17 protein-coding genes are annotated in these 18,880 nt (G+C 73.0%); 12 read left to right on the forward strand and 5 right to left on the reverse strand.

The window, feature by feature from the left end; translation table 11 throughout:
* The first annotated feature begins 63 nt into the window (after window positions 1-63).
* Window positions 64-810, forward strand: a complete 747-nt coding sequence (locus AB0K05_RS09910; RefSeq protein ID WP_364228249.1) for an isocitrate lyase/phosphoenolpyruvate mutase family protein — start codon at window positions 64-66, stop codon at window positions 808-810.
* An 18-nt stretch (window positions 811-828) separates the two neighbouring features.
* Here AB0K05_RS09910 and AB0K05_RS09915 read toward each other — a convergent pair whose 3' ends face one another.
* Entirely contained in the window at window positions 829-1,728 is a 900-nt protein-coding gene (locus AB0K05_RS09915; protein WP_364228251.1) for a ribonuclease Z, read from the reverse strand.
* On the opposite strand from AB0K05_RS09915, the gene AB0K05_RS09920 reads away from it, so the two are divergent.
* From AB0K05_RS09920 to AB0K05_RS09945, 6 genes are read left to right on the forward strand one after another with little or no spacing between them, the layout of a single operon-like run.
* Complete coding sequence (locus AB0K05_RS09920) at window positions 1,706-2,239, forward strand: methylated-DNA--[protein]-cysteine S-methyltransferase (RefSeq protein ID WP_246639586.1); 534 nt, start codon at window positions 1,706-1,708, stop codon at window positions 2,237-2,239. The two genes, AB0K05_RS09915 and AB0K05_RS09920, sit on opposite strands and share 23 nt — an antisense overlap.
* 48 nt (window positions 2,240-2,287) lie before the next feature.
* Window positions 2,288-3,181: a tRNA (adenosine(37)-N6)-dimethylallyltransferase MiaA gene (miaA, locus tag AB0K05_RS09925; RefSeq protein ID WP_364228253.1), complete on the forward strand. Its 894-nt coding sequence runs from the start codon at window positions 2,288-2,290 to the stop codon at window positions 3,179-3,181.
* A gap of 18 nt (window positions 3,182-3,199) precedes the next feature.
* Window positions 3,200-4,006 (forward strand): diaminopimelate epimerase, encoded by an 807-nt coding sequence (gene dapF, locus AB0K05_RS09930; protein ID WP_148033531.1) that lies wholly within the window; start codon window positions 3,200-3,202, stop codon window positions 4,004-4,006.
* A 50-nt stretch (window positions 4,007-4,056) separates the two neighbouring features.
* On the forward strand, window positions 4,057-4,812 hold the full coding sequence (locus AB0K05_RS09935; protein WP_364228255.1) for a hypothetical protein: 756 nt from the start codon (window positions 4,057-4,059) through the stop codon (window positions 4,810-4,812).
* Between the two features lie 19 nt (window positions 4,813-4,831).
* Window positions 4,832-7,108: a tetratricopeptide repeat protein gene (locus AB0K05_RS09940; protein WP_364228257.1), complete on the forward strand. Its 2,277-nt coding sequence runs from the start codon at window positions 4,832-4,834 to the stop codon at window positions 7,106-7,108.
* Window positions 7,109-7,110: 2 nt separating this feature from the next.
* A complete protein-coding gene (locus AB0K05_RS09945; protein WP_364228259.1) occupies window positions 7,111-7,869 on the forward strand; it encodes an SDR family oxidoreductase in 759 nt (252 codons plus the stop codon).
* 7 nt (window positions 7,870-7,876) lie between these two features.
* On the opposite strand, the gene AB0K05_RS09950 is transcribed toward AB0K05_RS09945, so the two are convergent.
* Window positions 7,877-8,482: a TetR/AcrR family transcriptional regulator gene (locus AB0K05_RS09950; protein ID WP_364228261.1), complete on the reverse strand. Its 606-nt coding sequence runs from the start codon at window positions 8,480-8,482 to the stop codon at window positions 7,877-7,879.
* Between the two features lie 130 nt (window positions 8,483-8,612).
* Here AB0K05_RS09950 and AB0K05_RS09955 point away from each other — a divergent pair, with 130 nt between their 5' ends.
* The 5 genes from AB0K05_RS09955 to AB0K05_RS09975 all read left to right on the forward strand — a co-directional run bounded on the left by AB0K05_RS09955 (window position 8,613) and on the right by AB0K05_RS09975 (window position 16,491).
* Window positions 8,613-11,021 (forward strand): FAD-dependent oxidoreductase, encoded by a 2,409-nt coding sequence (locus AB0K05_RS09955; protein WP_364228263.1) that lies wholly within the window; start codon window positions 8,613-8,615, stop codon window positions 11,019-11,021.
* On the forward strand, window positions 11,018-12,220 hold the full coding sequence (locus AB0K05_RS09960) for a sarcosine oxidase subunit beta family protein (protein WP_148033526.1): 1,203 nt from the start codon (window positions 11,018-11,020) through the stop codon (window positions 12,218-12,220). Before AB0K05_RS09955 ends, AB0K05_RS09960 begins: the two co-directional genes overlap by 4 nt.
* On the forward strand, window positions 12,220-12,468 hold the full coding sequence (locus AB0K05_RS09965) for a sarcosine oxidase subunit delta (protein WP_148033525.1): 249 nt from the start codon (window positions 12,220-12,222) through the stop codon (window positions 12,466-12,468). Before AB0K05_RS09960 ends, AB0K05_RS09965 begins: the two co-directional genes overlap by 1 nt.
* On the forward strand, window positions 12,465-15,752 hold the full coding sequence (locus AB0K05_RS09970; protein ID WP_364228266.1) for a 2Fe-2S iron-sulfur cluster-binding protein: 3,288 nt from the start codon (window positions 12,465-12,467) through the stop codon (window positions 15,750-15,752). The genes AB0K05_RS09965 and AB0K05_RS09970 overlap by 4 nt, the downstream gene beginning before the upstream one ends.
* Window positions 15,753-15,840: 88 nt before the next feature.
* A complete protein-coding gene (locus AB0K05_RS09975; RefSeq protein WP_271277938.1) occupies window positions 15,841-16,491 on the forward strand; it encodes an HNH endonuclease family protein in 651 nt (216 codons plus the stop codon).
* Window positions 16,492-16,494: 3 nt separating this feature from the next.
* On the opposite strand, the gene AB0K05_RS09980 is transcribed toward AB0K05_RS09975, so the two are convergent.
* Genes AB0K05_RS09980 through AB0K05_RS09990 form a run of 3 tightly spaced genes read right to left on the reverse strand, consistent with a single transcriptional unit; the run spans window position 16,495 to window position 18,803 of the window.
* A complete protein-coding gene (locus tag AB0K05_RS09980) occupies window positions 16,495-16,854 on the reverse strand; it encodes a PepSY domain-containing protein (protein ID WP_148033524.1) in 360 nt (119 codons plus the stop codon).
* Window positions 16,855-16,890: 36 nt separating this feature from the next.
* Window positions 16,891-18,129, reverse strand: coding sequence for a HAMP domain-containing sensor histidine kinase (locus AB0K05_RS09985; protein WP_148033523.1), 1,239 nt, complete (start codon window positions 18,127-18,129; stop codon window positions 16,891-16,893).
* Window positions 18,126-18,803 carry a response regulator transcription factor gene (locus tag AB0K05_RS09990; protein ID WP_271277937.1) on the reverse strand — a complete coding sequence of 226 codons (678 nt, stop codon included), beginning with the start codon at window positions 18,801-18,803 and terminating at the stop codon, window positions 18,126-18,128. Before AB0K05_RS09990 ends, AB0K05_RS09985 begins: the two co-directional genes overlap by 4 nt.
* Between the last annotated feature and the right edge of the window lie 77 nt (window positions 18,804-18,880).

Here is an 18,880-nt window from a genome sequence, read left to right on the forward strand (position 1 = left end):
CTCGCCGGTTCTCGCGGGCATTGGACCTACAGCCACCGGCCCCGCCTTCCTATGGTTCCGGCCATGACCATTGAGAAGGCGGCGGCACTTCGTGCCCTGCACGTGCCGGGAAAGCCGTTGATCCTGCCGAACGCCTGGGACGCCGCGTCCGCGACGGCCGTCCGGAAGGCCGGCTTCCCGGCGGTGGCGACCGGGAGCGCCGCGGTGGCGCGCGTGCTGGGGTACGAGGACGGCGAGGCGACGCCGGTGGCCGAGATGCTGGCCGCCGTGTCCCGCATCGTCCGGGTGGTGGACGTGCCGGTGACGGCCGACATGGAGCGCGGATACGGGCTGGACCCGGCCGAGCTGGCCGGGCGGCTGCTGGAGACCGGCGCCGCGGGCTGCAACCTGGAGGATTCCGACCCCCGTACCGGAGAACTGGTCGATCCGGACGAGCAGGCCGCCTTCCTGGCGGCGGTGCGCGCCGCGGCGGGACCGGCGCTCGTCGTCAACGCCAGGATCGACACCTACCTCGTCCGCGACGGCGGCGGGCGCGCCGACGCGGTCGCGCGGGCCCGGCGCTATTTGGAGGCGGGGGCCGACTGCGTCTACCCGATCGGGCTGTCGGCCGAGGACGAGATCGGGGCGCTGGTGGACGAGGTGGGCGGCCCGGTCAACATCCTGTTCAAGCCGGGCGCGCCGAGCCTGGCCAGGCTGGCGGAGCTGGGCGTGGCCCGGGTCAGCTACGGCCACGGCCTGCACCGGGCGGCCCACGCGTACGCCGTCGGCATGATCGGCGCCGTGAGCGAGGGCCGCAGCCCCTACGAGTGACCACAGGACGAGAGCGTGTCAGCGGCGGCGGCGCGGCACCGGGACCCGCATCAGGTCGCGCGCCAGGAAGACCTCCCCGTCGAAGGAGCGCCGCACCTCTTCCAGGAACACGGGCTCGTCCGCGAACGTGTAGCGCTCGGAGAAGTGCGTGAGCACCAGCCGCCGCACCCCCGCTTGGGCGGCCACCAGCCCCGCCTCGAACGCGGTCAGGTGCCCGTACTCCTTGGCCAGCGCCTGCTCGCCCGACAGGAACGTGGCCTCGATGACGAGCAGGTCGACCCCGTCGGCCAGCTCGAACACCGCGTCGCACAGCCGGGTGTCCATGACGAACGCCGCGGCCTGGCCCGGCTTCGGCACGCTGCACCGGGCCAGCGTCACGCCGCGCACCGAGCCGGTGCGCTGCAGCTCGCCCACCTCGGGCCCGCGGATGCCGTGGGCGGCCAGCCGCTCGGGCAGCATGCGCACGCCGGGCGGCTCCTGGACGCGGTATCCGTACGACTCGACCGGGTGGGACAGGCGGCGGGCGGTCAGCGGGCCGGCGGAGGCCAGCTCGCCGGAGACCGGGTGCTCCTCGATGACGGCGGTGTCGGCGAACACGGCGGCGTGCCGCAGCCTGCGCCAGTAGTCCGCGCCGGAGGCGGGGAAGACGGCCCGCACCGGGTGGCGCACCCTGTCGCGCGCGATGCGCTGGATCACGCCCGGCACGCCCAGGCAGTGGTCGCCGTGGAAGTGCGTCAGGCAGATCCAGTGGACGTCACTGGCGCTCACCCCGGCGTGCAGCATCTGCCGCTGGGTCCCCTCGCCGGGATCGAACAGATAACCCTGTCCGTCCCAGCGCAACAGGTAGCCGTTGTGGTTACGGTGTCGGGTGGGGACCGCGCTGGAGGTGCCGAGGATGACGAGTTCACGAGACGACATGACGACCACCGTCGCGTTCGCGGAGGTGCCGACGCCGGTCGGGCCCTTCGTGCTGGCCGTCACCGAGGACGGGCTGGTGGCGTCGGGGTGGGGCGTCCGTGACCGGATGCGCGACCGCCTCGGCCTGCCTGAGGTCCATGACCCGGATCGTACGGGTTCCGTGGTCGAGGAGCTGAGTGGTTATTTCACCGGTGCTTCGCGGCGGTTCGAGACGCCGATCGACTGGCGGCTGACGTCGGGCGTGCGGCGCGAGGTGCTGCAGGCCCTGTACGAGGTCCCGTACGGCACCGCGGTGACCTACGGCGAGCTGGCGGCGCGCAGCGGCACCGGCGTGCCCGCGCGCGGGATCGGCTCGATCATGGGGTCCAACCCGCTGCCGATCGTGGTGCCGTGCCACCGGGTGGTCGCGGGCAACGGGCTGGGCGGGTTCAGCGGCGGGGTCGGCGTCGAGACCAAGCGCTGGCTGCTCACCCACGAGGGCTACCTGCAGCCCACGCTGCTCGACCTGTGACGTGGTGCCGGGCGCGACCGCTGACCTGGGCAGGCCACACTGGTAGGCGTGCGTCACCCAGTCATCGCCGTCGTGGGGCCCACCGCGGCCGGTAAGTCAGATCTCGCCGTCGATCTCGCGCTGCGGCTGGGCGGGGAGTGCGTCAACGCCGACTCCATGCAGCTCTACCGCGGCATGGACATCGGCACCGCCAAGCTCACCGAGGCCGAGCGGCGCGGCGTGCCCCACCACCTGCTCGACGTCTGGGACGTGACGGTCACGGCCAGCGTGGCCGAGTACCAGAAGCTGGTCAGGCCGCTGATCGAGGCCATCGCCGTGCCGGTGCTGGTGGGCGGCAGCGGGCTCTACGTGCGCGCGGCCATCGACGACCTGGAGTTCCCCGGCACCGACCCGGAGATCAGGGTCCGCCTGGAGGCCGAGCTGGCCGAGCGCGGCGCCGGGCCGCTGTACGCGCGGCTGTGCGAGCTCGACCCGGCCGCCGCCGCCGCGATCCTGCCGAGCAACGGCCGGCGCATCGTGCGGGCGCTGGAGGTGATCGAGCACTCCGGCCGGCCGTTCTCCGCCACCATGCCGTCCTACGAGGCCATCTACCCCAGCGTGCAGATCGGGCTGGAGGTGCCCAGGCCGGTGCTCGACGAGCGGATCGAGACCAGGGTCGGGCGGATGTGGGCGGCGGGGCTGGTCGGCGAGGTGCGCGAGCTGCTCGGGCGGGGCCTGGCGGAGGGCCGCACGGCCGGCCGGGCGCTCGGCTACGCCCAGGTGATCCGCCACCTGGAAGGGGAATGGAGCGAGGAGGAGGCGTTCGCCGAGACGGTGCGGGCGACGCGGCGGTTCGCCAGGCGGCAGGAGTCGTGGTTCCGGCGCGATCCGCGGGTGCGCTGGCTCCCGTACGACGATCCCGGCCTGCTCGACCGGTCCCTGGCGCTGATAGCCGGACAGTAGTCCGGATAAAATCGGGTAATGCGCTTTCTCAAGGGGCACGGCACCGAGAACGACTTCGTCATCCTTCCCGATCCCGATGGGGAGCTCGACCTGCCCGCCACACTCGTGGCCCGCATCTGCGACAGGCGGGCCGGCGTCGGGGCCGACGGCGTGCTCCGCGTGGTGCGCACCAAGCAGGTTCCCGAGGTGGCGGGGCAGCAGGCCGAGTGGTTCATGGACTATCGCAACGCCGACGGCGGCATGGCCGAGATGTGCGGCAACGGCAGCCGGGTCTTCGCCCGCTACCTGGTCGACGCGGGGCTGGAGGGTCCGGGCGAGTTCGCCATCGCGACCCGGGGCGGCACCCGCCTGGTCCGGGTGGAGCCCGACGGTGAGATCACCGTCGAGATGGGCAAGCCCGCCGTGCTGGGCTCCAGCGTCACCACGGTGGGCGGCCACGAGTACGAGGGCGTCCACGTCGACGTGGGCAACCCGCACCTCGCCTGCTCGATCGGCGACCCGGTCGTCCAGCTCGACCTCACCCACCAGCCCACCTTCGACCCCGCGGTGTTCCCGGCCGGCGTCAACATCGAGTTGTTCAACGCGGTCGGCCCCAGCCGCGCGGTGATGCGGGTCTTCGAGCGGGGCTCCGGCGAGACCCGTTCCTGCGGCACCGGCGCGGTCGCCACCGCGGTCGCGGCCGCCGCGCTGTCCGGCGAGACCACCGGCACGTGGACGATCGAGGTGACGGGCGGCACGCTCACCGTGGTGCTCGACGAGGAGACCAGCTATCTGCGGGGCCCGGCGGTCATCGTGGCCTCCGGCGAGCTGATGCTTGCAGAATGATGTTCTCCTAGGGGATGCTGGGTCTGTTTCCCGAACCGAGAGGGGTGGAGATGGCAGACCCGCGCACCACAGCCGTCCAGGTCAAGGCGCCCATCGGGCAGTACGGCGGTGGCTTCATGATCTCCCGCGAGGCCAAGGCCGTCTGCGACGAGCACGGCCTGGGGCCTCGCGAGTTCTACTTCCGCGGCCGCTGCGGGGTGCTGGGCGAGTGCGAGGCCGACGTGGTCACCTCGGTGGCCGTCTTCTTCCCGCCCGAGCACGTCAGGCAGAGCTGGGAGGGCGGTCGCAAGATGCCCGTAGACCAGGCCGTCGAGCTGGCCGTCGGGGCCTGCCAGGACTGGGGGCGGCGCAAGCTCGGCGGCTACGACGGCTGCGCCAGGATCGCCGAGCTGCTGGAGAAGGTCGTCGAGGCGGCCTCACCGGTCGGGGCGCCGCTGTTCGCCGGGTGGCGGGCCGTGCCGCTCGCCGGCGATCCGCCCGCACGGGCCGTCCAGCTCATGCACGTGGTCCGCGAGCTGCGGGGCGGGCTGCACGCCAACGCGGTGCTCGCGGCCGGGCTGAGCCCTCTGGAGGCCACGCTGGCCGCCGACCACGACGCGACGCCGTTCGGCCACCGGAGCGGCGAGATGATCGCCCAGTTCTTCCAGTGGCCGGAGCCCTATCCGACCCCCGGACCTGACGTCGTCGCACGCCGGGCCGCCGCCGAGGACGCCACCGACGACCTGATGGCACCGGTATTTTCCGTGCTAAACGACGACGAATCGGACGAGCTCATCGCGCTTCTGCGTTTGGGGGACGCTCGTTGACCTGGCAGACTGACTGCCCATGGACGTGGACATCTGGGCGTGGGTCGGCGAAACCCAGCAGCAGCTTTCCGAGGCGGGCAACGTGGGCCTCGCCATGGCTCTGGGAGACCTGCCCGCGCAGGCCTACGAAGGGCGATATCCGCAGCTCGACGTGATGGCCCCGGCCATCGCTCAGCAGGCGGAGGCCCTGGGGCAGCCCTGGCTGGAGTTCTACTCCCGCTACTGGCACCTCGTCGGCCGCATCGGCGACCGCGTCCAGGGCGCGGTCGCGATCGAGGACGCCGAGCAGCTGCTCGCGTTCGCCCAGCGCGAAGACGTCCGCGACTGCCCGGCCACCCCGGCGGCCGTCGAGGCGCTCGCCGTGGCGTGGGCCAACACCGACGGCCCCGGCTACGCCGACCGGCGGCTGGAGCTGCTGGCCCCGGCCATCGAGAGCGCCGACCCCGCCGGGCCCGCCTTCTCCGGACTGGTGACCCAGTACGCCGCCGCGCTCGTCGACGCCGGCCGCGCCGGGGAGGCCGTCACCTACATCGAGTCCGCCGTCGAGCGGCTGCGTGCCGCCGGCCGCGAGGCGAGCTGGGAGCTCGGCGCCGAGAGCGCCCGCGCGCTCCTCGCCGCGGGCCGCGCCGAGGACGCGCTCACCGCGCTGCAGGCCGCCGCCGGCTTCCAGGCCGACGACCCGGTCGCCAAGGACCACCGCGACGGCGTGCGCCGCGCGCTCGTCCTGGCGCAGCTCGACCGCCTCGCCGAGGCCGTCGACGCGCTGCCCGACCTCGACGTGGTGGGCGAGCACCCGCGGGTGTTCGTCGAGTGGGCCCAGGCGGTCTACAAGCTCTCCGGCTCCGCCCAGATCACCAACACCTGGCAGCTCGGCCGCGTGCTGCGCCAGTGGATCGACTACTTCGGCATGATGGGCGGCTACCGCTCCCGCGTCGAGCTCGCCCTCGTGGCGGGCGACCTGGCCGTCGCCCGGCAGGGCGTCTGGCAGGCCAGGGCGCTGGCCGACCTGGCCGAGTCCGCCGCCGCCGAGCTGCGCGCCGACGCCGGCGTGGCCGAGCGCGTCGCCGCGCTGCGCGCCGCCGCCGACGCCACCGCCGAGCCCGAGGCGCCCGGCCCGCTGGAGGAGCGCGTCGCCTACTTCGACGCCGCCGACGGTTACAACGCCGACCCCGAGCGCTGGATCGGCTGGCTCGCCCCGCTGTCCGGCGAGGACCTCGAGGCCACCCGCCGCCACACCACCACCCTCGGCTTCCTCGGCTACCCCGCGTCCGGCGCCGACATCTACTGGAAGATGCTCGTCGACTCCGGCGACATCGCCACCGCCGAGCCCGACGACATCGGCTACCTCACCACGCTCCTCATCGAGGCCCGCCAGGACGAGCGCCTTGAGCAGCTGGCCGGCATGCTGCCGCACGCCGCCAAGCACCTCGCGCTGGCCCGCCTCCACACCGCCCGCGAGCGCTGGCCCGAGGCCCTCGACAACGCCGAGCACGCCGTCGCCGCAGGCGTCGGGGTCGACGCCCGCCGCATCGTCGCCACCGCCGCCCAGCAGCTCGACGACAACGTCAAGGGCGCCAAGGCGCTGCTGGAGGTGCTCGACGAGCTCGCCGACGAGGACGTCTGGCGCATGATCGTCATGGCCACGGCCGCCGAGGACTGGGCGGCCGTCCGCAAGGGCGCCGCGAGGATCGGCATGCCGATCAAGTCCACCGAAGGGCCGATCGAGGAGGAGATGGGCCTGATCCGGGTCATCCTCCCCGCGCCCGACGGCGGCCGCCGCCAGGTGCTGTCCATCCGCACCGGCCCCGCCACCGCCCGGCTGGCGCTGCCGCAGCCGCGCGGCATGGACTACAACGCCGGCGACCTCGTGGTGTTCGACCCGCAGCTGCTGGAGCCGCTCCCGGAAGACCCCGAGGAGCAGCAGAACTTCGTGCCGCCGTTCGCGGCGGTGAGCATCCTGCGGCCGGGCGGCTACACGAGCTACTTCTTCGACGGCGCCGCGCCGAGCGAGAGCGACTGGGCCGAGTTCACCGAGGTCATGGCCGAGCGCGGCTGGCCCATGTGGGTCTACAGCGACGAGAACTACCAGGTCAACCACCCGACGAGCGGCGAGCAGCTCCCCGGCGTGTTCGGCTGGGTGGCGGTGCCGCCCGGCGTCTCGCCGGTCGAGGTCGACGCCCTGCTCGACGACGCCACGGAGCGCTGGTCCCACCCGCTGGCCTGGCTCGACCTGGCCCGCGAGGTCGACGTCGAGGTCGAGCGGCACGAGCGCATCGTCAAGGAGTACGGACTCTAGTCATGCTGCGGCGTTTCGCGCTCGACGGCAAGGTCGCCATCGTCACCGGCGCGTCCTCGGGGCTCGGCGTGGCCTTCGCCAGAGGGCTCGCCGAGGCCGGGGCCGACGTCGTGATCGGCGCGCGCCGCGCCGACCGGCTGGGCGAGACGCGGCGGCTGGTCGAGGAGACCGGCCGCCGGTGCCTGGCCGTGGCCACCGACGTGGCCAGGGCCGAGGACTGCGGCGCGCTGGCCGAGGCCGCGATGGCCGAGTTCGGCGCGGTCGACGTGCTGATCAACAACGCCGGGGTCGGCACCGCCGTGCCCGCGCTGCGCGAGACGCCGGAGGAGTTCCGGCAGGTGATCGACGTCAACCTGCTCGGCACCTACTGGATGGCGCAGGCGTGCGCGCGGGTGATGCGGCCCGGCTCGTCGGTGGTCAACATCGGCAGCGTGCTCGGCGGCACCACCGCCGGGCTCCCGCAGGCCGCCTACAGCGCGTCCAAGGCGGGCGTGGAGGGCCTCACCAGAGACCTCGCGCAGCAGTGGACCGGGCGGCGCGGCATCCGGGTCAACTGCCTGGTGCCGGGGTTCTTCGCCTCCGAGATGACCGATCAGTATCCGCCCGGCTATCTGGAGCGGGTCCTGGAGCAACGGGTGCCGATGGGCCGGGCGGGCGACCCGGCCGAGCTCGTGGCGGCGGCGGTGTTCCTGGCGAGCGACGCGGCCTCCTACATCACCGGCGTCGCGCTGCCGGTCGACGGCGGCGTGCTCATCACCTGACCGCCGGTCAGCGCGCGTAGAGGCCGCGCAGCGCCGTCTCGACCACGGCGTCGGCGTAGGCGTGGGTGAGCGGGCCGGAGCGGTGCAGCCAGCGGCTCAGCAGCGGGCTCCAGATCAGGTCGACCGCCACGTCCAGGTCGAGATCCGCGGGCAGCTGCCCGGCCTCCTGGGCGGCGCGCAGGCGGGCCTTCTTCAGCTCGTTCATCGGCCTCTCCAGGCGCTCGGCGTAGAGGGCGGCCAGCGCGGGGTCGTTCGTGATCTCGATGGAGAGCGCGCGCAGCGGCCGGTCGTAGGCCGGGTCGGCGAACTCGTCGACGGTGGCGCGCAGCACCAGCTTGAGGTCGGCCTCCAGGTCGCCGGTGTCGGGCAGCGCCATGCCCTCAGCGCCCTCCCGCCCCTCGGTCAGGCTCAGCACGGCGTCGAAGAGCACCGCGCCCTTGGACGGCCACCAGCGGTAGATCGTCTGCTTGCCGACGCCCGCGCGGGCGGCGATGCCCTCGATGCTGAGCTTGGCGTAGCCGACCTCGCCGGCCAGCGCGAAGGCGGCGTCGAGGATGGCGCGGCGGGAGGCCTCGCTGCGGCGGCCCGTGTCAGGTGTGGTTCTGCGCTGCACGGGCCGATCCTAGCAGGAGACGAGACGGTCCGTCTCTGCTGAGAGACGCTCTTGTCCTGCCGATCGCTGGGCTTTATGTTCGTTGCGTAGTCCGGTACGTGTTGCGTATTAAGGAACAACCGGAGGGTGCATGACGAGCCGGCCTCGATTGGTGATCATAGGAGCCGGCATCGTGGGCTGTGCCCTGGCCGACGAGCTGACCGCACGCGGATGGACCGACGTCACGGTCGTCGACCGGGGGCCGCTCCCCGCCACCGGCGGCTCCAGCTCCCACGCGCCGGGCCTGGTCTTCCAGACGAACCCGTCCAAGACCATGACCGAGTTCGCCTCGTACACCGTGCGCAAGTACACCGAGCTGGGCTGTTTCGAGCAGGTCGGCGGCCTGGAGGTGGCGACCACCGAGGAACGCTGGCAGGACCTGCACCGCAAGCACGGCTGGGCCGAGTCCTGGGGCGTGGAGAGCCGCCTGGTCGACCCCGCCGCCTGCGCCGAGCTGTGGCCGCTGCTCGACCCGGGCAAGGTGCTCGGCGGCTTCCACGTGCCGTCCGACGGGCTGGCCGTCGCCGTCCGCTGCTGCGAGACGCAGGCGCGGCGGGCGTCGGAGCGCGGCGCGCGGTTCCTGGGCGGGCACACGGTGGTGGGCGTCGAGCAGCACGGCGGCCGGGTCACCGGTGTGGCGGTCGAGTCCGACGACGAGCACGGGGTCGTCGAGCACCGGGTCATCGAGGCGGACGTGGTGGTGTGCGCGGCCGGGTTCTGGGGGCCGTCGATCGGCGAGCTGGCCGGGCTGACCGTGCCGCTCCAGCCGCTGGCCCACCAGTACGCCAGATCGGGCCCGCTGGCCGGCAGCCCGGGCATCGGGCCCATCCTCCGCCACCAGGACCGCGACCTCTACTTCCGGCACCACGGCGACCGCGTCGGCGTCGGCTCGTACGCCCACCGCCCGATGCCCGTCGCCCAGCACGAGATCGGCCCCAAGGGCACCACGATGCCGTCGGTGCAGGCGTTCACCGAAGAGGACTTCGACCCCGCCTGGCGGGACGCGTGCGAGCTGCTGCCGACGCTGGCCGGGACCACGTACGAGGACGGCATCAACGGCGTCTTCTCCTTCACCCCCGACGGCTTCCCGCTGATCGGCGAGGCGCCGCACCTGGAGGGGTTCTGGCTGGCCGAGGCCGTCTGGGTGACGCACTCGGCCGGGGTCGCCAGAGCGGTGGCCGAGCTGCTGGTGGACGGCGTGTCCGCGACCGACCTGCACGAGTGCGAGCTGAGCCGGTTCGAGCCGGTCCAGCTCTCCCCGGCCTTCGTCGCCGAGCGCGGCGCGCGGAACTTCGTCGAGGTGTACGACGTCATCCACCCGCTGCAGCCGATGGAGTCGCCGCGGCCGATGCGCACGAGCCCGTTCCACATCCGGCAGCGCGAGCTGGGCGGCTTCTTCCTGGAGGGCGCGGGCTGGGAGCGGCCGCACTGGTTCGAGGCCAACCGGCCGCTGCTGGACGACCTCCCCGGCGACGAGGCGTTCCTCGGCCGCCGGGACGCGTGGGCGGGCCGCTACTGGTCGCCGATCGCCGCGGCCGAGTCGCACGCCACCCGCGAGAGCGTCGCGCTCTACGACATGACCCCGCTCAAGCGGATCGAGGTCGGCGGCCCGAAGGCGGCGGCGTTCCTGCAGCGGCTGACCACCAACGACGTGGACAAGAAGCCCGGCTCGGTCACGTACACGCTCCTGCTGGACACCGGCGGCGGCATCCGCTCCGACCTCACCGTGGCCAGGATCGAGGAGGACCGGTTCCAGATCGGCGCCAACGGCAACCTGGACCTCGACTGGATCACCCGACACGCGCCCGGCGGCGTGTACGTGCGCGACATCACGCCCGGCACCTGCTGCGTCGGCGTGTGGGGGCCGCGCGCCAGGGAGCTGGTGCAGCCGCTCACCGACCTGGACATGTCCCACGAGGGCTTCCGCTACTTCACCTGCAAGACCGGTTACGTCGGCCACGTGCCGGTGACCGCGATGCGCGTCTCGTACGTGGGCGAGCTGGGCTGGGAGCTCTACACCACCGCCGACCTCGGGCTCAAGCTGTGGGACACGCTGTGGGCGACCGGCCTGCCGGTCGCCGGCGGCCGGGCCGCGTTCAACAGCCTCCGCCTGGAGAAGGGCTACCGGCTGTGGGGGGTCGACATGACACCCGAGCACGACCCGTACGAGGCGGGGCTGGGGTTCGCGGTCAAGACCGGCAAGGACTTCGTCGGCCGCGACGCGCTGTCCACGGACGTCACCCGCAAGCTGGTGCCGCTGCTGACCGCCGAGGTCGTCATGGGCAAGGAGCCGGTCAGGCACCAGGGCCGCACCGTCGGGTACGTCACGAGCGCCGCGCACGGCCACACGATACGGGCGCCGATCGCCTACGCCTGGCTGTCCGCCGAGCTGGCCGAGCCCGGCACCCGGGTGGACGTCACGTACTTCGGCCGGCGCGTGCCCGCCGAGGTCGCCGCCGAGCCGTTGTTCGACCCGAAGATGGAGAAGATCCGACGGTGACCCATCCCGACTTCCTCTGGCGCGACCCCGATCCGAAACCCGCCTACGACGTCGTCATCGTCGGCGGCGGCGGCCACGGCCTGGCCACCGCCTACTACCTGGCGCGCAACCACGGCATCACGAACGTGGCCGTCCTGGAGAAGGGCTGGCTCGCGGGCGGCAACATGGCGCGCAACACCACGATCATCCGCTCCAATTACCTGTGGGACGAGAGCGCCGCCATCTACGAGCACTCGCTGAAGCTGTGGGAGGGGCTGAGCGACGAGCTCGACTACGACCTGCAGTTCAGCCAGCGCGGCGTGCTCAACCTCGCGCACAACCTCGGCGACGTGCGCGAGGCCAGGCGGCGGGTGAACGCCAACCGGCTCAACGGCGTGGACGCCGAATGGCTCGACGCCGACGAGGTCGGGAAGTTCTGCCCGATCGTCAACGTGTCGAGCCGGGCCCGCTACCCCGTCCTGGGCGGCACGCTCCAGCGGCGCGGCGGCATCGCCAAGCACGACCACGTGGCCTGGGCGCTGGCTCGCCGGGCCGACGCGTACGGCATCGACCTCATCCAGGGCTGCGAGGTGACCGGCTTCGCGATCGAGCGCGGCAGAGTGCTGGCCGTCGAGACCACGCGCGGCCGGATCGCCGCCGGGAAGGTCGCGCTCGCCGCCGCCGGGCACACCTCCGTGCTCGCGGCCAGGGCCGGGATCCGGCTGCCGCTGCAGTCGCACCCGCTGCAGGCGCTGGTGTCGGAGCTGCTGGAGCCGGTGCTCGACTGCGTGGTCATGTCGAACGCCGTGCACGTGTACGTCAGCCAGGCGCACAAGGGGGAGCTGGTGATGGGCGCGGGCATCGACGCGTACAACTCCTACGGCCAGCGCGGCGCCTTCCACGTCGTCGAGGCGCAGATGGCGGCGGCGCTGGAGCTGTTCCCGATCTTCGCCAGGGCCCGGGTGCTGCGCACCTGGGCGGGCATCGTGGACGTGTCGCCGGACGCCTCCCCGATCATCGGCCGCACCCCGGTCGACGGCCTGTACGTCAACGCGGGCTGGGGGACCGGCGGCTTCAAGGCCACGCCGGGCTCCGGCTGGGTCTACGCGCACACGATCGCCGAGGGCGAACCCCATCCGCTGGCCGCGCCGTTCGCGCTCGACCGGTTCACCAGCGGGGCGCTCATCGACGAGCACGGCGCGGCGGCGGTGGCGCACTGATGATGCTCATCGACTGCCCGTTCTGCGGGCCCCGCGACGAGAACGAGTTCCACTACGGCGGTCAGGCCGGGATCGCCTACCCGGAGGCGCCCGGCGAGCTGTCCGACGCCGAGTGGGCCGAGTACGTGTTCATGCGCGACAACCCCAGGGGCTGGTTCCGCGAGCGCTGGTTCCACGGGCTCGGCTGCCGCACCTGGTTCACCGTCGAACGGCACACCGTCACCCACGAGATCCGGAAGGCGCCATGAGCCGTCTGCCGTCCGGCGGTCTGATCGACCGCTCCGTCACGCTGCCCTTCCGCTTCGACGGACGGCAGCTGCACGGCCACCCCGGCGACACGCTCGCCTCCGCGCTGCTGGCCTCGGGCGTGCGCGTGGCCGGGCACAGCGTGAACCTGGGCCGGCCGCGCGGGATCTTCACCGCCGGGCCGGAGGAGCCGAACGCGCTGGTACGGGTCGGCGCCGACCCGATGCTGGCCGCCACCACGGTCGAGCTGCACGCGGGCCTGGAGGCGTGGAGCCTGCGCGGCAAGGGCCGGCTCGACCCCGGCGCTGTGGACGATCGCCGCCACGACAAGGGCTACCTGCACTGCGAGGTGCTCGTCGTGGGCGGCGGCCCCGCCGGGCTGGCCGCCGCGCTCGCCGCCGGGGAGTCCGGCCTGCGGGTCATCCTGGTCGACGACCAGCCGAGGCTCGGCGGCGACCTGCTGGGCAGCCGCGTCCTGCTCGACGGCGCGCCCGCGCTCGGCTGGGTGGCCGCCGCCGAGTCGCGCCTGGCCGCGCTGCCCGAGGTGCGGGTCCTCACCAGGACCACCGCGACCGGCTTCTACGACCACGGCTACGTGGTCGCCGTCGAGCGCCGCCCGCGCGGCGAGCGGCTGTGGCACTTCCGCGCGGGCCGCGTCGTTCTGGCCACCGGCGCGCACGAGCGGTCCCTGCCGTTTCCCGGCAACGACCTGCCCGGCGTCATGCTCGCCGCCGCCGCGCGCACGTACGCCAACCGGTACGGGGTACGTCCCGGCGCCCGCGCGGTCGTGTACGCGTGCGCGGACTCCGGGTACGAGGCCGCCCGCGACCTGGCGGCGGCCGGGGTGGAGATCGCCGCCGTCGTGGACCCCCGCCCGGAGGGTCTCTCCGGCGCTCTGGCAGGGCGCGTCACCGGCACCGTGGCCGGGGACGACGGGACGCTCGCGGCCGTCCTGTTCGGCGACCGGTGCGTGGAGGCCGACCTGCTGGCCGTGGCGGGCGGCTGGAACCCGGCCGTGCACCTGTTCAGCCAGTCGCAGGGCAGGCTGCGGTTCGACGAGACCCTGCGCGCGTTCGTGCCCGGCGAGCCCGCGCAGGCCGTGAGCCCCGCGGGGGCCTGCCGCGGGCTGTACGGCACAGCGCAGGCCATCGAGGACGGCTACCGGGCGGGCGCCGAGGCTCACGGTCGTGTCGCCGGGTTACGGGTCCCGGTTTCGGATGAGCCGGCGCTCCGGCCGCCCGCCGCGTACTGGGGTGAGCTGGACCCGGATCCCACGGCGTTCGTGGACCTCCAGCGGGATGTCACCGTCGCCGACGTGGCCAGGGCCACCGGGGCCGGGATGCGCTCGGTCGAGCACGTCAAACGGTTCACCACCGCGAGCACCGGCGCGGACCAGGGCAAGACCTCCGGCGCCCTGGTCGTCGGCGTGCTGTCCGAGCTGCTCGGCGCCGCCCCCGGCCAGGTCGGCGTCACCACGTTCCGTCCCCCGTACACGCCCGTGTCGTTCGCCACCCTGGCCGGCCGCGACCGGGGACCGCTGTCCGACCCCGCCAGGACCACCGCCATGCACCGCGCGCACGTCGCCAGGGGCGCGGTGTTCGAGGACGTCGGCCAGTGGAAGCGGCCCTGGTACTTCCCGCTCGGCGGCGAGACCATGCGCGAGGCCGTGCGGCGCGAGTGCGAGGCCGCCCGCACCGCCGTGGCCGCGATGGACGCCTCCACCCTGGGCAAGATCGACATCCGGGGCGCGGACGCGGGCGCGTTCCTGGACCGGATCTACACCAACATGTACTCCACGCTCGCCGTCGGCGCCTGCCGCTACGGGCTGATGTGCACCGCCGACGGCATGGTGTTCGACGACGGCACCACCACCCGGCTGGGCGAGCACCACTACCTGATGACCACCACCACCGGCAACGCCGCCGCCGTGCTCGACTGGCTGGAGGAGTGGCACCAGACCGAGTGGCCGTCCCTGGACGTGCGGTTCACCTCGGTGACGGACCACTGGGCCACCGTAGCCGTGGCCGGCCCTCTGGCCGGGAGGGTCATCGCCGCCGTCGCCCCTGAGGCGGTCGGCCTGGCGTTCATGCGCTACACCGACGCCGCCGTGCTCGGCGTGCCCGGCCGGGTCTTCAGGATCAGCTTCTCGGGTGAGCTCGCGTACGAGGTGAACGTGCCCTGGCACCACGGGCGGGCGCTCTGGGAGGCGGTGCTGGACCTCGGCGCCGTTCCGTACGGGACCGAGACCATGCACGTGCTGCGGGCCGAGAAGGGGTTCGCGATCGTCGGCCAGGACACCGACGGCACCGTCACCCCGCAGGACCTCGGCATGTCGTGGATCGTGTCCGGGCGCAAGCCGGACTTCGTCGGCAAGCGCTCCCACGCGCGGCCGGACACCTCCCGGACGGACCGCAAGCGCCTGGTGGGCCTGCTGACCGAGGATCCGTCGGCGTTCGTGGAGGAGGGTGCCCAGCTCGTCGCCGACGGGGTCATGCTCGGACACGTCACCTCCAGCTACCCGAGCGTCCCGCTCGGCCGCGCCATCAGCCTCGCGCTCGCCAGGAACGTCTCGCCCGGCGACCGGCTGACGGCCATCTCGGACGACACGACGACCCCCGTGCGAGTGGTCTCCCCGATCTTCTACGACCCCGACAACCTCCGCCGCGACGGCAACCCCACTCCCCAGAACCCCCCGCCCCAAGCAATGCCCCCGTCCGAGATCACCCCCGCCTCACCTCAGGGGGTGGTGTCGTGCGAGGTCACTCCCGGCTCGTCTGGAGGGGTGGCGTCGTCCGAGGTCACCCCCACCAGACCTGAAGGGACGGTGTCGTCCGGGGGCGGGGGTTTTCCGGTCCTGCGGATGTGGGCGGAGAGTCCGGCTGCGGGGTTCGGGGAGCGGTTCGCGGGGGTGGGTGGTGGGCGGGTGCGCGTGCGGGAGGTGCCGTTCGTGCCGATGTGGGAGGTGCGGGGGGAGGATCCGGGGACGGGCATGCGTTTGGGGCCGGAGTGGTGGTTGGTGGCCGGGGAGGGTGAGCCGGGGGCGGGGTGGGTGGACGTCTCGGGTCAGCGGACCGTCATCGAGCTCAGCGGCCCGGGGGCGCTGGACGTCCTGATCACCGGTTGCCCGATCGACCTGCACCCGGGGGTGTTCACCGGCCACGCGCAGACGGTCCTCGGCAAGGCGCCGGTGATCCTCCAGAGGTACGGCGACTCGTACCGGATTTTCGTTCGCTCCTCGTACGCGAACTATCTCGGAGAGTGGCTGATTGATGCCTTGGAGGGGTAAAGCGCGGGCAAAGAGGAAATTGATATACCTAGACGATCGGTAGCCGAGTCTGGGAGTCGCAGTGCGTGTTCGGGCGGTCTTGGCGGGTTTGGCCGCCGTAGTGATGCTCACCGGGTGCGGGGAGCTGGAAGCACAACTGGGACAGCAGGCGGAGGACGGCGGCACATCCTCGTCCGACGTAGACGTCAAGGACGCGCGCGGCAAGCTGGAGAAGCTGGCCGTCAAGGGGCGGGCGCCGAAGACCGGGTTCGACCGCGACAAGTTCGGCCCCGCCTGGGCGGACGTCGACCGCAACGGCTGCGACACCCGCAACGACATTCTCAAGCGCGACCTGACCGACGAGACCTTCAAGGAGGGCACCCACGACTGCATCGTCCTCACCGGCGTCCTGAAGGACCCGTACGGCGGCGAGACGATCAGCTTCGAGCGCGGCCAGGACACCAGCAGCAAGGTCCAGATCGACCACCTGATCCCGCTCTCCGACGCCTGGCAGAAGGGCGCCCAGCAGTGGTCGGACACCAAGCGCAAGGAGTTCGCCAACGACCCGCTCAACCTGCTCGCCGTCGACGGCCCGCTCAACAGCCAGAAGAGCGACTCCGACGCGGCGACATGGCTGCCGCCGCGCCGGTCCTACCGCTGCGCGTACATCGCCCGTCAGATCGACGTCAAGGCCAAGTACGAGCTCTGGGTGACGAAGGCCGAGAAGGACGCCATGGACGGCATCCTCGACTCGTGCTGAGCGTCAGTCGTCGTCGCTGTCGTCATCGTCGTCGGCCCGCTCGGTCTCCTGCTTGAGCAGCTTGCCCGACGCGGCGTCGATGTCGAGCTCGTGCTCGACGTCACCCTTGATCGTCTTGACCTCCCAGACGTCCGTCTTCTTGCCGCGGCCGTCGAAGTCGACCTCCGACACCCACGAGCCCGGCACCTCCTTCAGGGCGAGCTCGATGGCCTGCTGGGCGGTCACCTGAGGGGCGGTCTGGGCGACGCTCTGGGAGGCGGGGCCTTCGAGGGAGTCCTGGGAGGCGGCGAAGGCGGCGGAGCCGCCGGCCACGAGGGCCATGGCGGCGGCGCTGGCGACGATGATTTTCGTAGTGGTCTGCATGCCTTCAAGAAAACCCCGGTCGCCGGTAATGCCGCGCTAAGGCCGCCCTAACGTCACTTCAACCCGCGCGCCGCCGGACGGCACGGGCGACACGGCCAGGCCGCCGCCGCTGGACTCGGCGGTGCGGCGGGCGATGTCCAGGCCGAGACCGGTCGAGCCGCCGCCGCTGTTGCCCCGGGCGAGCAGGGCGGGGTCGAATCCGGGGCCCGTGTCGCTGACCACGAGCTCGGCTCCCTTCGGATGCGGCGCGAGCCGTACCGAGAAGGACGCCCCTTCGGGGGTGTGCGCGAAAACGTTGCCCAGCAGCGCGTCCACGCACGCCGCCAGCGACTCGGCGCCGGCCGCGACGGGCAGCTCGCCGCCGGGCAGGGCGACGTCCACCTCGCGCCCCTGGTCCTCGGCGAGCACCGACCAGAAGCGCACCCGCTCCCGCACCACGGCGGTGGCGTCGCAGGACTCGCGCCCGGCCGAGCGGCGGCGGGCGTCGGTGATGACCGCGCTGACGGCGCGCTCCAGCGCGTCCACGCGGGCGCCCACGCGCGCCGCCTCCTCGGGGTCGCGCAGCGACTCCACGTCCAGCCTGAGGCCCGTCAGAGGCGTACGCAGGCGGTGCGACAGGTCGGCCACCGACTCGCGCTCGGCCGCCAGCAGGTCGCCGATGCGGCCGGCCAAGTGGTTCAGCGCCAGCGCGACCGCCCGCACCTCCGTCGGCCCTCCCGGCTCCGCCCGCGCGTCCAGGTCGCCGCCGGCCAGCCGGTGCGACACCCGGGCCAGCCCGTCGATCGGCCCGGTCATGGCCCTGGCCAGCCGGTCGGCCAGCGCGATGCCCAGCACGACCAGCGCCAGCCCCAGCACGAGCAGGGCCGTCCACGCCTCGCGGACGCCGCGCATCAGCTCGGCGTCGCTCACGAACGACCTGATGACCACGGTGCCCTCCGGCGACTGCACCGCGACGAGCACCTCCCTGCCGTCGTCGCACTCGGCGGTGACGCTGCGGCCGGTCGCCGCCAGCTCCACCGCGTCGGTGCGCCGGGCCTCCTCGCCGATCACGCGCCCGCCGGGCAGGAACACGGTCACGGGCCACTCCACGCGCTCGACCGCCAGCGGCAGGTCCGCCGTGCCGACCGAGACGGCCACCGACTCGGCGGCGGCGGTGGCGCGGCTCATCGCGCCGTTCTCCGCCACCGAACGGATCAGCAGCGCCATCGGCACCAGCAGCGCGATCAGCACCAGCGACGTGGTGGCCGCCACCAGCAGCGCCAGCCAGCGCCTCACGACGGCTCGACCAGCTTCACCCCGACGCCGCGCACCGTGTGCAGGTAACGGGGTTCGGAGGCGGTCTCGCCGAGTTTCCTGCGCAGCCACGACAGGTGCACGTCCACGGTCTTGTCGGCGCCGCCGTACGGGAGCTGCCACACCTCGGTCAGCAGCTCCCGCTTGGTGACGACCTCGCCCGCGCGCGCCGCCAGGTAGTGCAGCACGTCGAACTCGCGCGGCGTCAGGTCCAGCGCCGCACCGTCCAGCTCGGCCAGCCGGGCGCGCGGGTCCACGCGCAGCGCGCCGACCTGGAGCGGCGTCGGCGCCGGGTCGCCGGCCCGCCGCAGCACCGCCCTGATCCGGGCGTCGAGCTGCGTCGCGCTGTACGGCTTGACCACGTAGTCGTCCGCGCCCGCGTCCAGCACAGGCACCATCTCGGCGTCGCCGTCGCGGGCGGTCGCCACGATGACCGGCACCTTGCTCACCGCCCGCAGCATCCGCAACAGCTCGGCGCCGTCGAGGTCGGGCAGCCCCAGGTCGAGCACGATCAGGTCGGGCCGGTCCTGCACGGCCAGCCGCAGGCCGTCGAGCGCGGTGGGGGAGGAGGCGACGGCGTGGCCGAGATCCCGCAGCCCGCGGCTCAGCGCCGTGCGGATCGTCACGTCGTCCTCAATCAGCAGGATGTCAGCCATATGGTGAAACGGTAGACGGTAAACAGAGGTACGAGCCGCCGTCTTAGGGCTGTCTTAACCCGCGCTTAGCCGTACGA

This window comes from Nonomuraea sp. NPDC049486 (assembly GCF_040676925.1).
In the GTDB taxonomy this organism is placed as follows: domain Bacteria; phylum Actinomycetota; class Actinomycetes; order Streptosporangiales; family Streptosporangiaceae; genus Nonomuraea; species Nonomuraea ferruginea.

Excerpts from the sequence above, each read along its gene's own strand:
- AB0K05_RS09910 (WP_364228249.1), top strand. The coding sequence starts at position 64 with ATGACCATTGAGAAGGCGGCGGCACTTCGTGCCCTGCACGTGCCGGGA.
- AB0K05_RS09920 (WP_246639586.1), top strand. The coding sequence starts at position 1,706 with ATGACGAGTTCACGAGACGACATGACGACCACCGTCGCGTTCGCGGAG.
- AB0K05_RS09915 (WP_364228251.1), bottom strand. The coding sequence starts at position 1,728 with ATGTCGTCTCGTGAACTCGTCATCCTCGGCACCTCCAGCGCGGTCCCC.
- dapF (WP_148033531.1), top strand. The coding sequence starts at position 3,200 with ATGCGCTTTCTCAAGGGGCACGGCACCGAGAACGACTTCGTCATCCTT.
- AB0K05_RS09935 (WP_364228255.1), top strand. The coding sequence starts at position 4,057 with ATGGCAGACCCGCGCACCACAGCCGTCCAGGTCAAGGCGCCCATCGGG.
- AB0K05_RS09940 (WP_364228257.1), top strand. The coding sequence starts at position 4,832 with ATGGACGTGGACATCTGGGCGTGGGTCGGCGAAACCCAGCAGCAGCTT.
- AB0K05_RS09945 (WP_364228259.1), top strand. The coding sequence starts at position 7,111 with ATGCTGCGGCGTTTCGCGCTCGACGGCAAGGTCGCCATCGTCACCGGC.
- AB0K05_RS09955 (WP_364228263.1), top strand. The coding sequence starts at position 8,613 with ATGACGAGCCGGCCTCGATTGGTGATCATAGGAGCCGGCATCGTGGGC.
- AB0K05_RS09965 (WP_148033525.1), top strand. The coding sequence starts at position 12,220 with ATGATGCTCATCGACTGCCCGTTCTGCGGGCCCCGCGACGAGAACGAG.
- AB0K05_RS09970 (WP_364228266.1), top strand. The coding sequence starts at position 12,465 with ATGAGCCGTCTGCCGTCCGGCGGTCTGATCGACCGCTCCGTCACGCTG.
- AB0K05_RS09980 (WP_148033524.1), bottom strand. The coding sequence starts at position 16,854 with ATGCAGACCACTACGAAAATCATCGTCGCCAGCGCCGCCGCCATGGCC.
- AB0K05_RS09990 (WP_271277937.1), bottom strand. The coding sequence starts at position 18,803 with ATGGCTGACATCCTGCTGATTGAGGACGACGTGACGATCCGCACGGCG.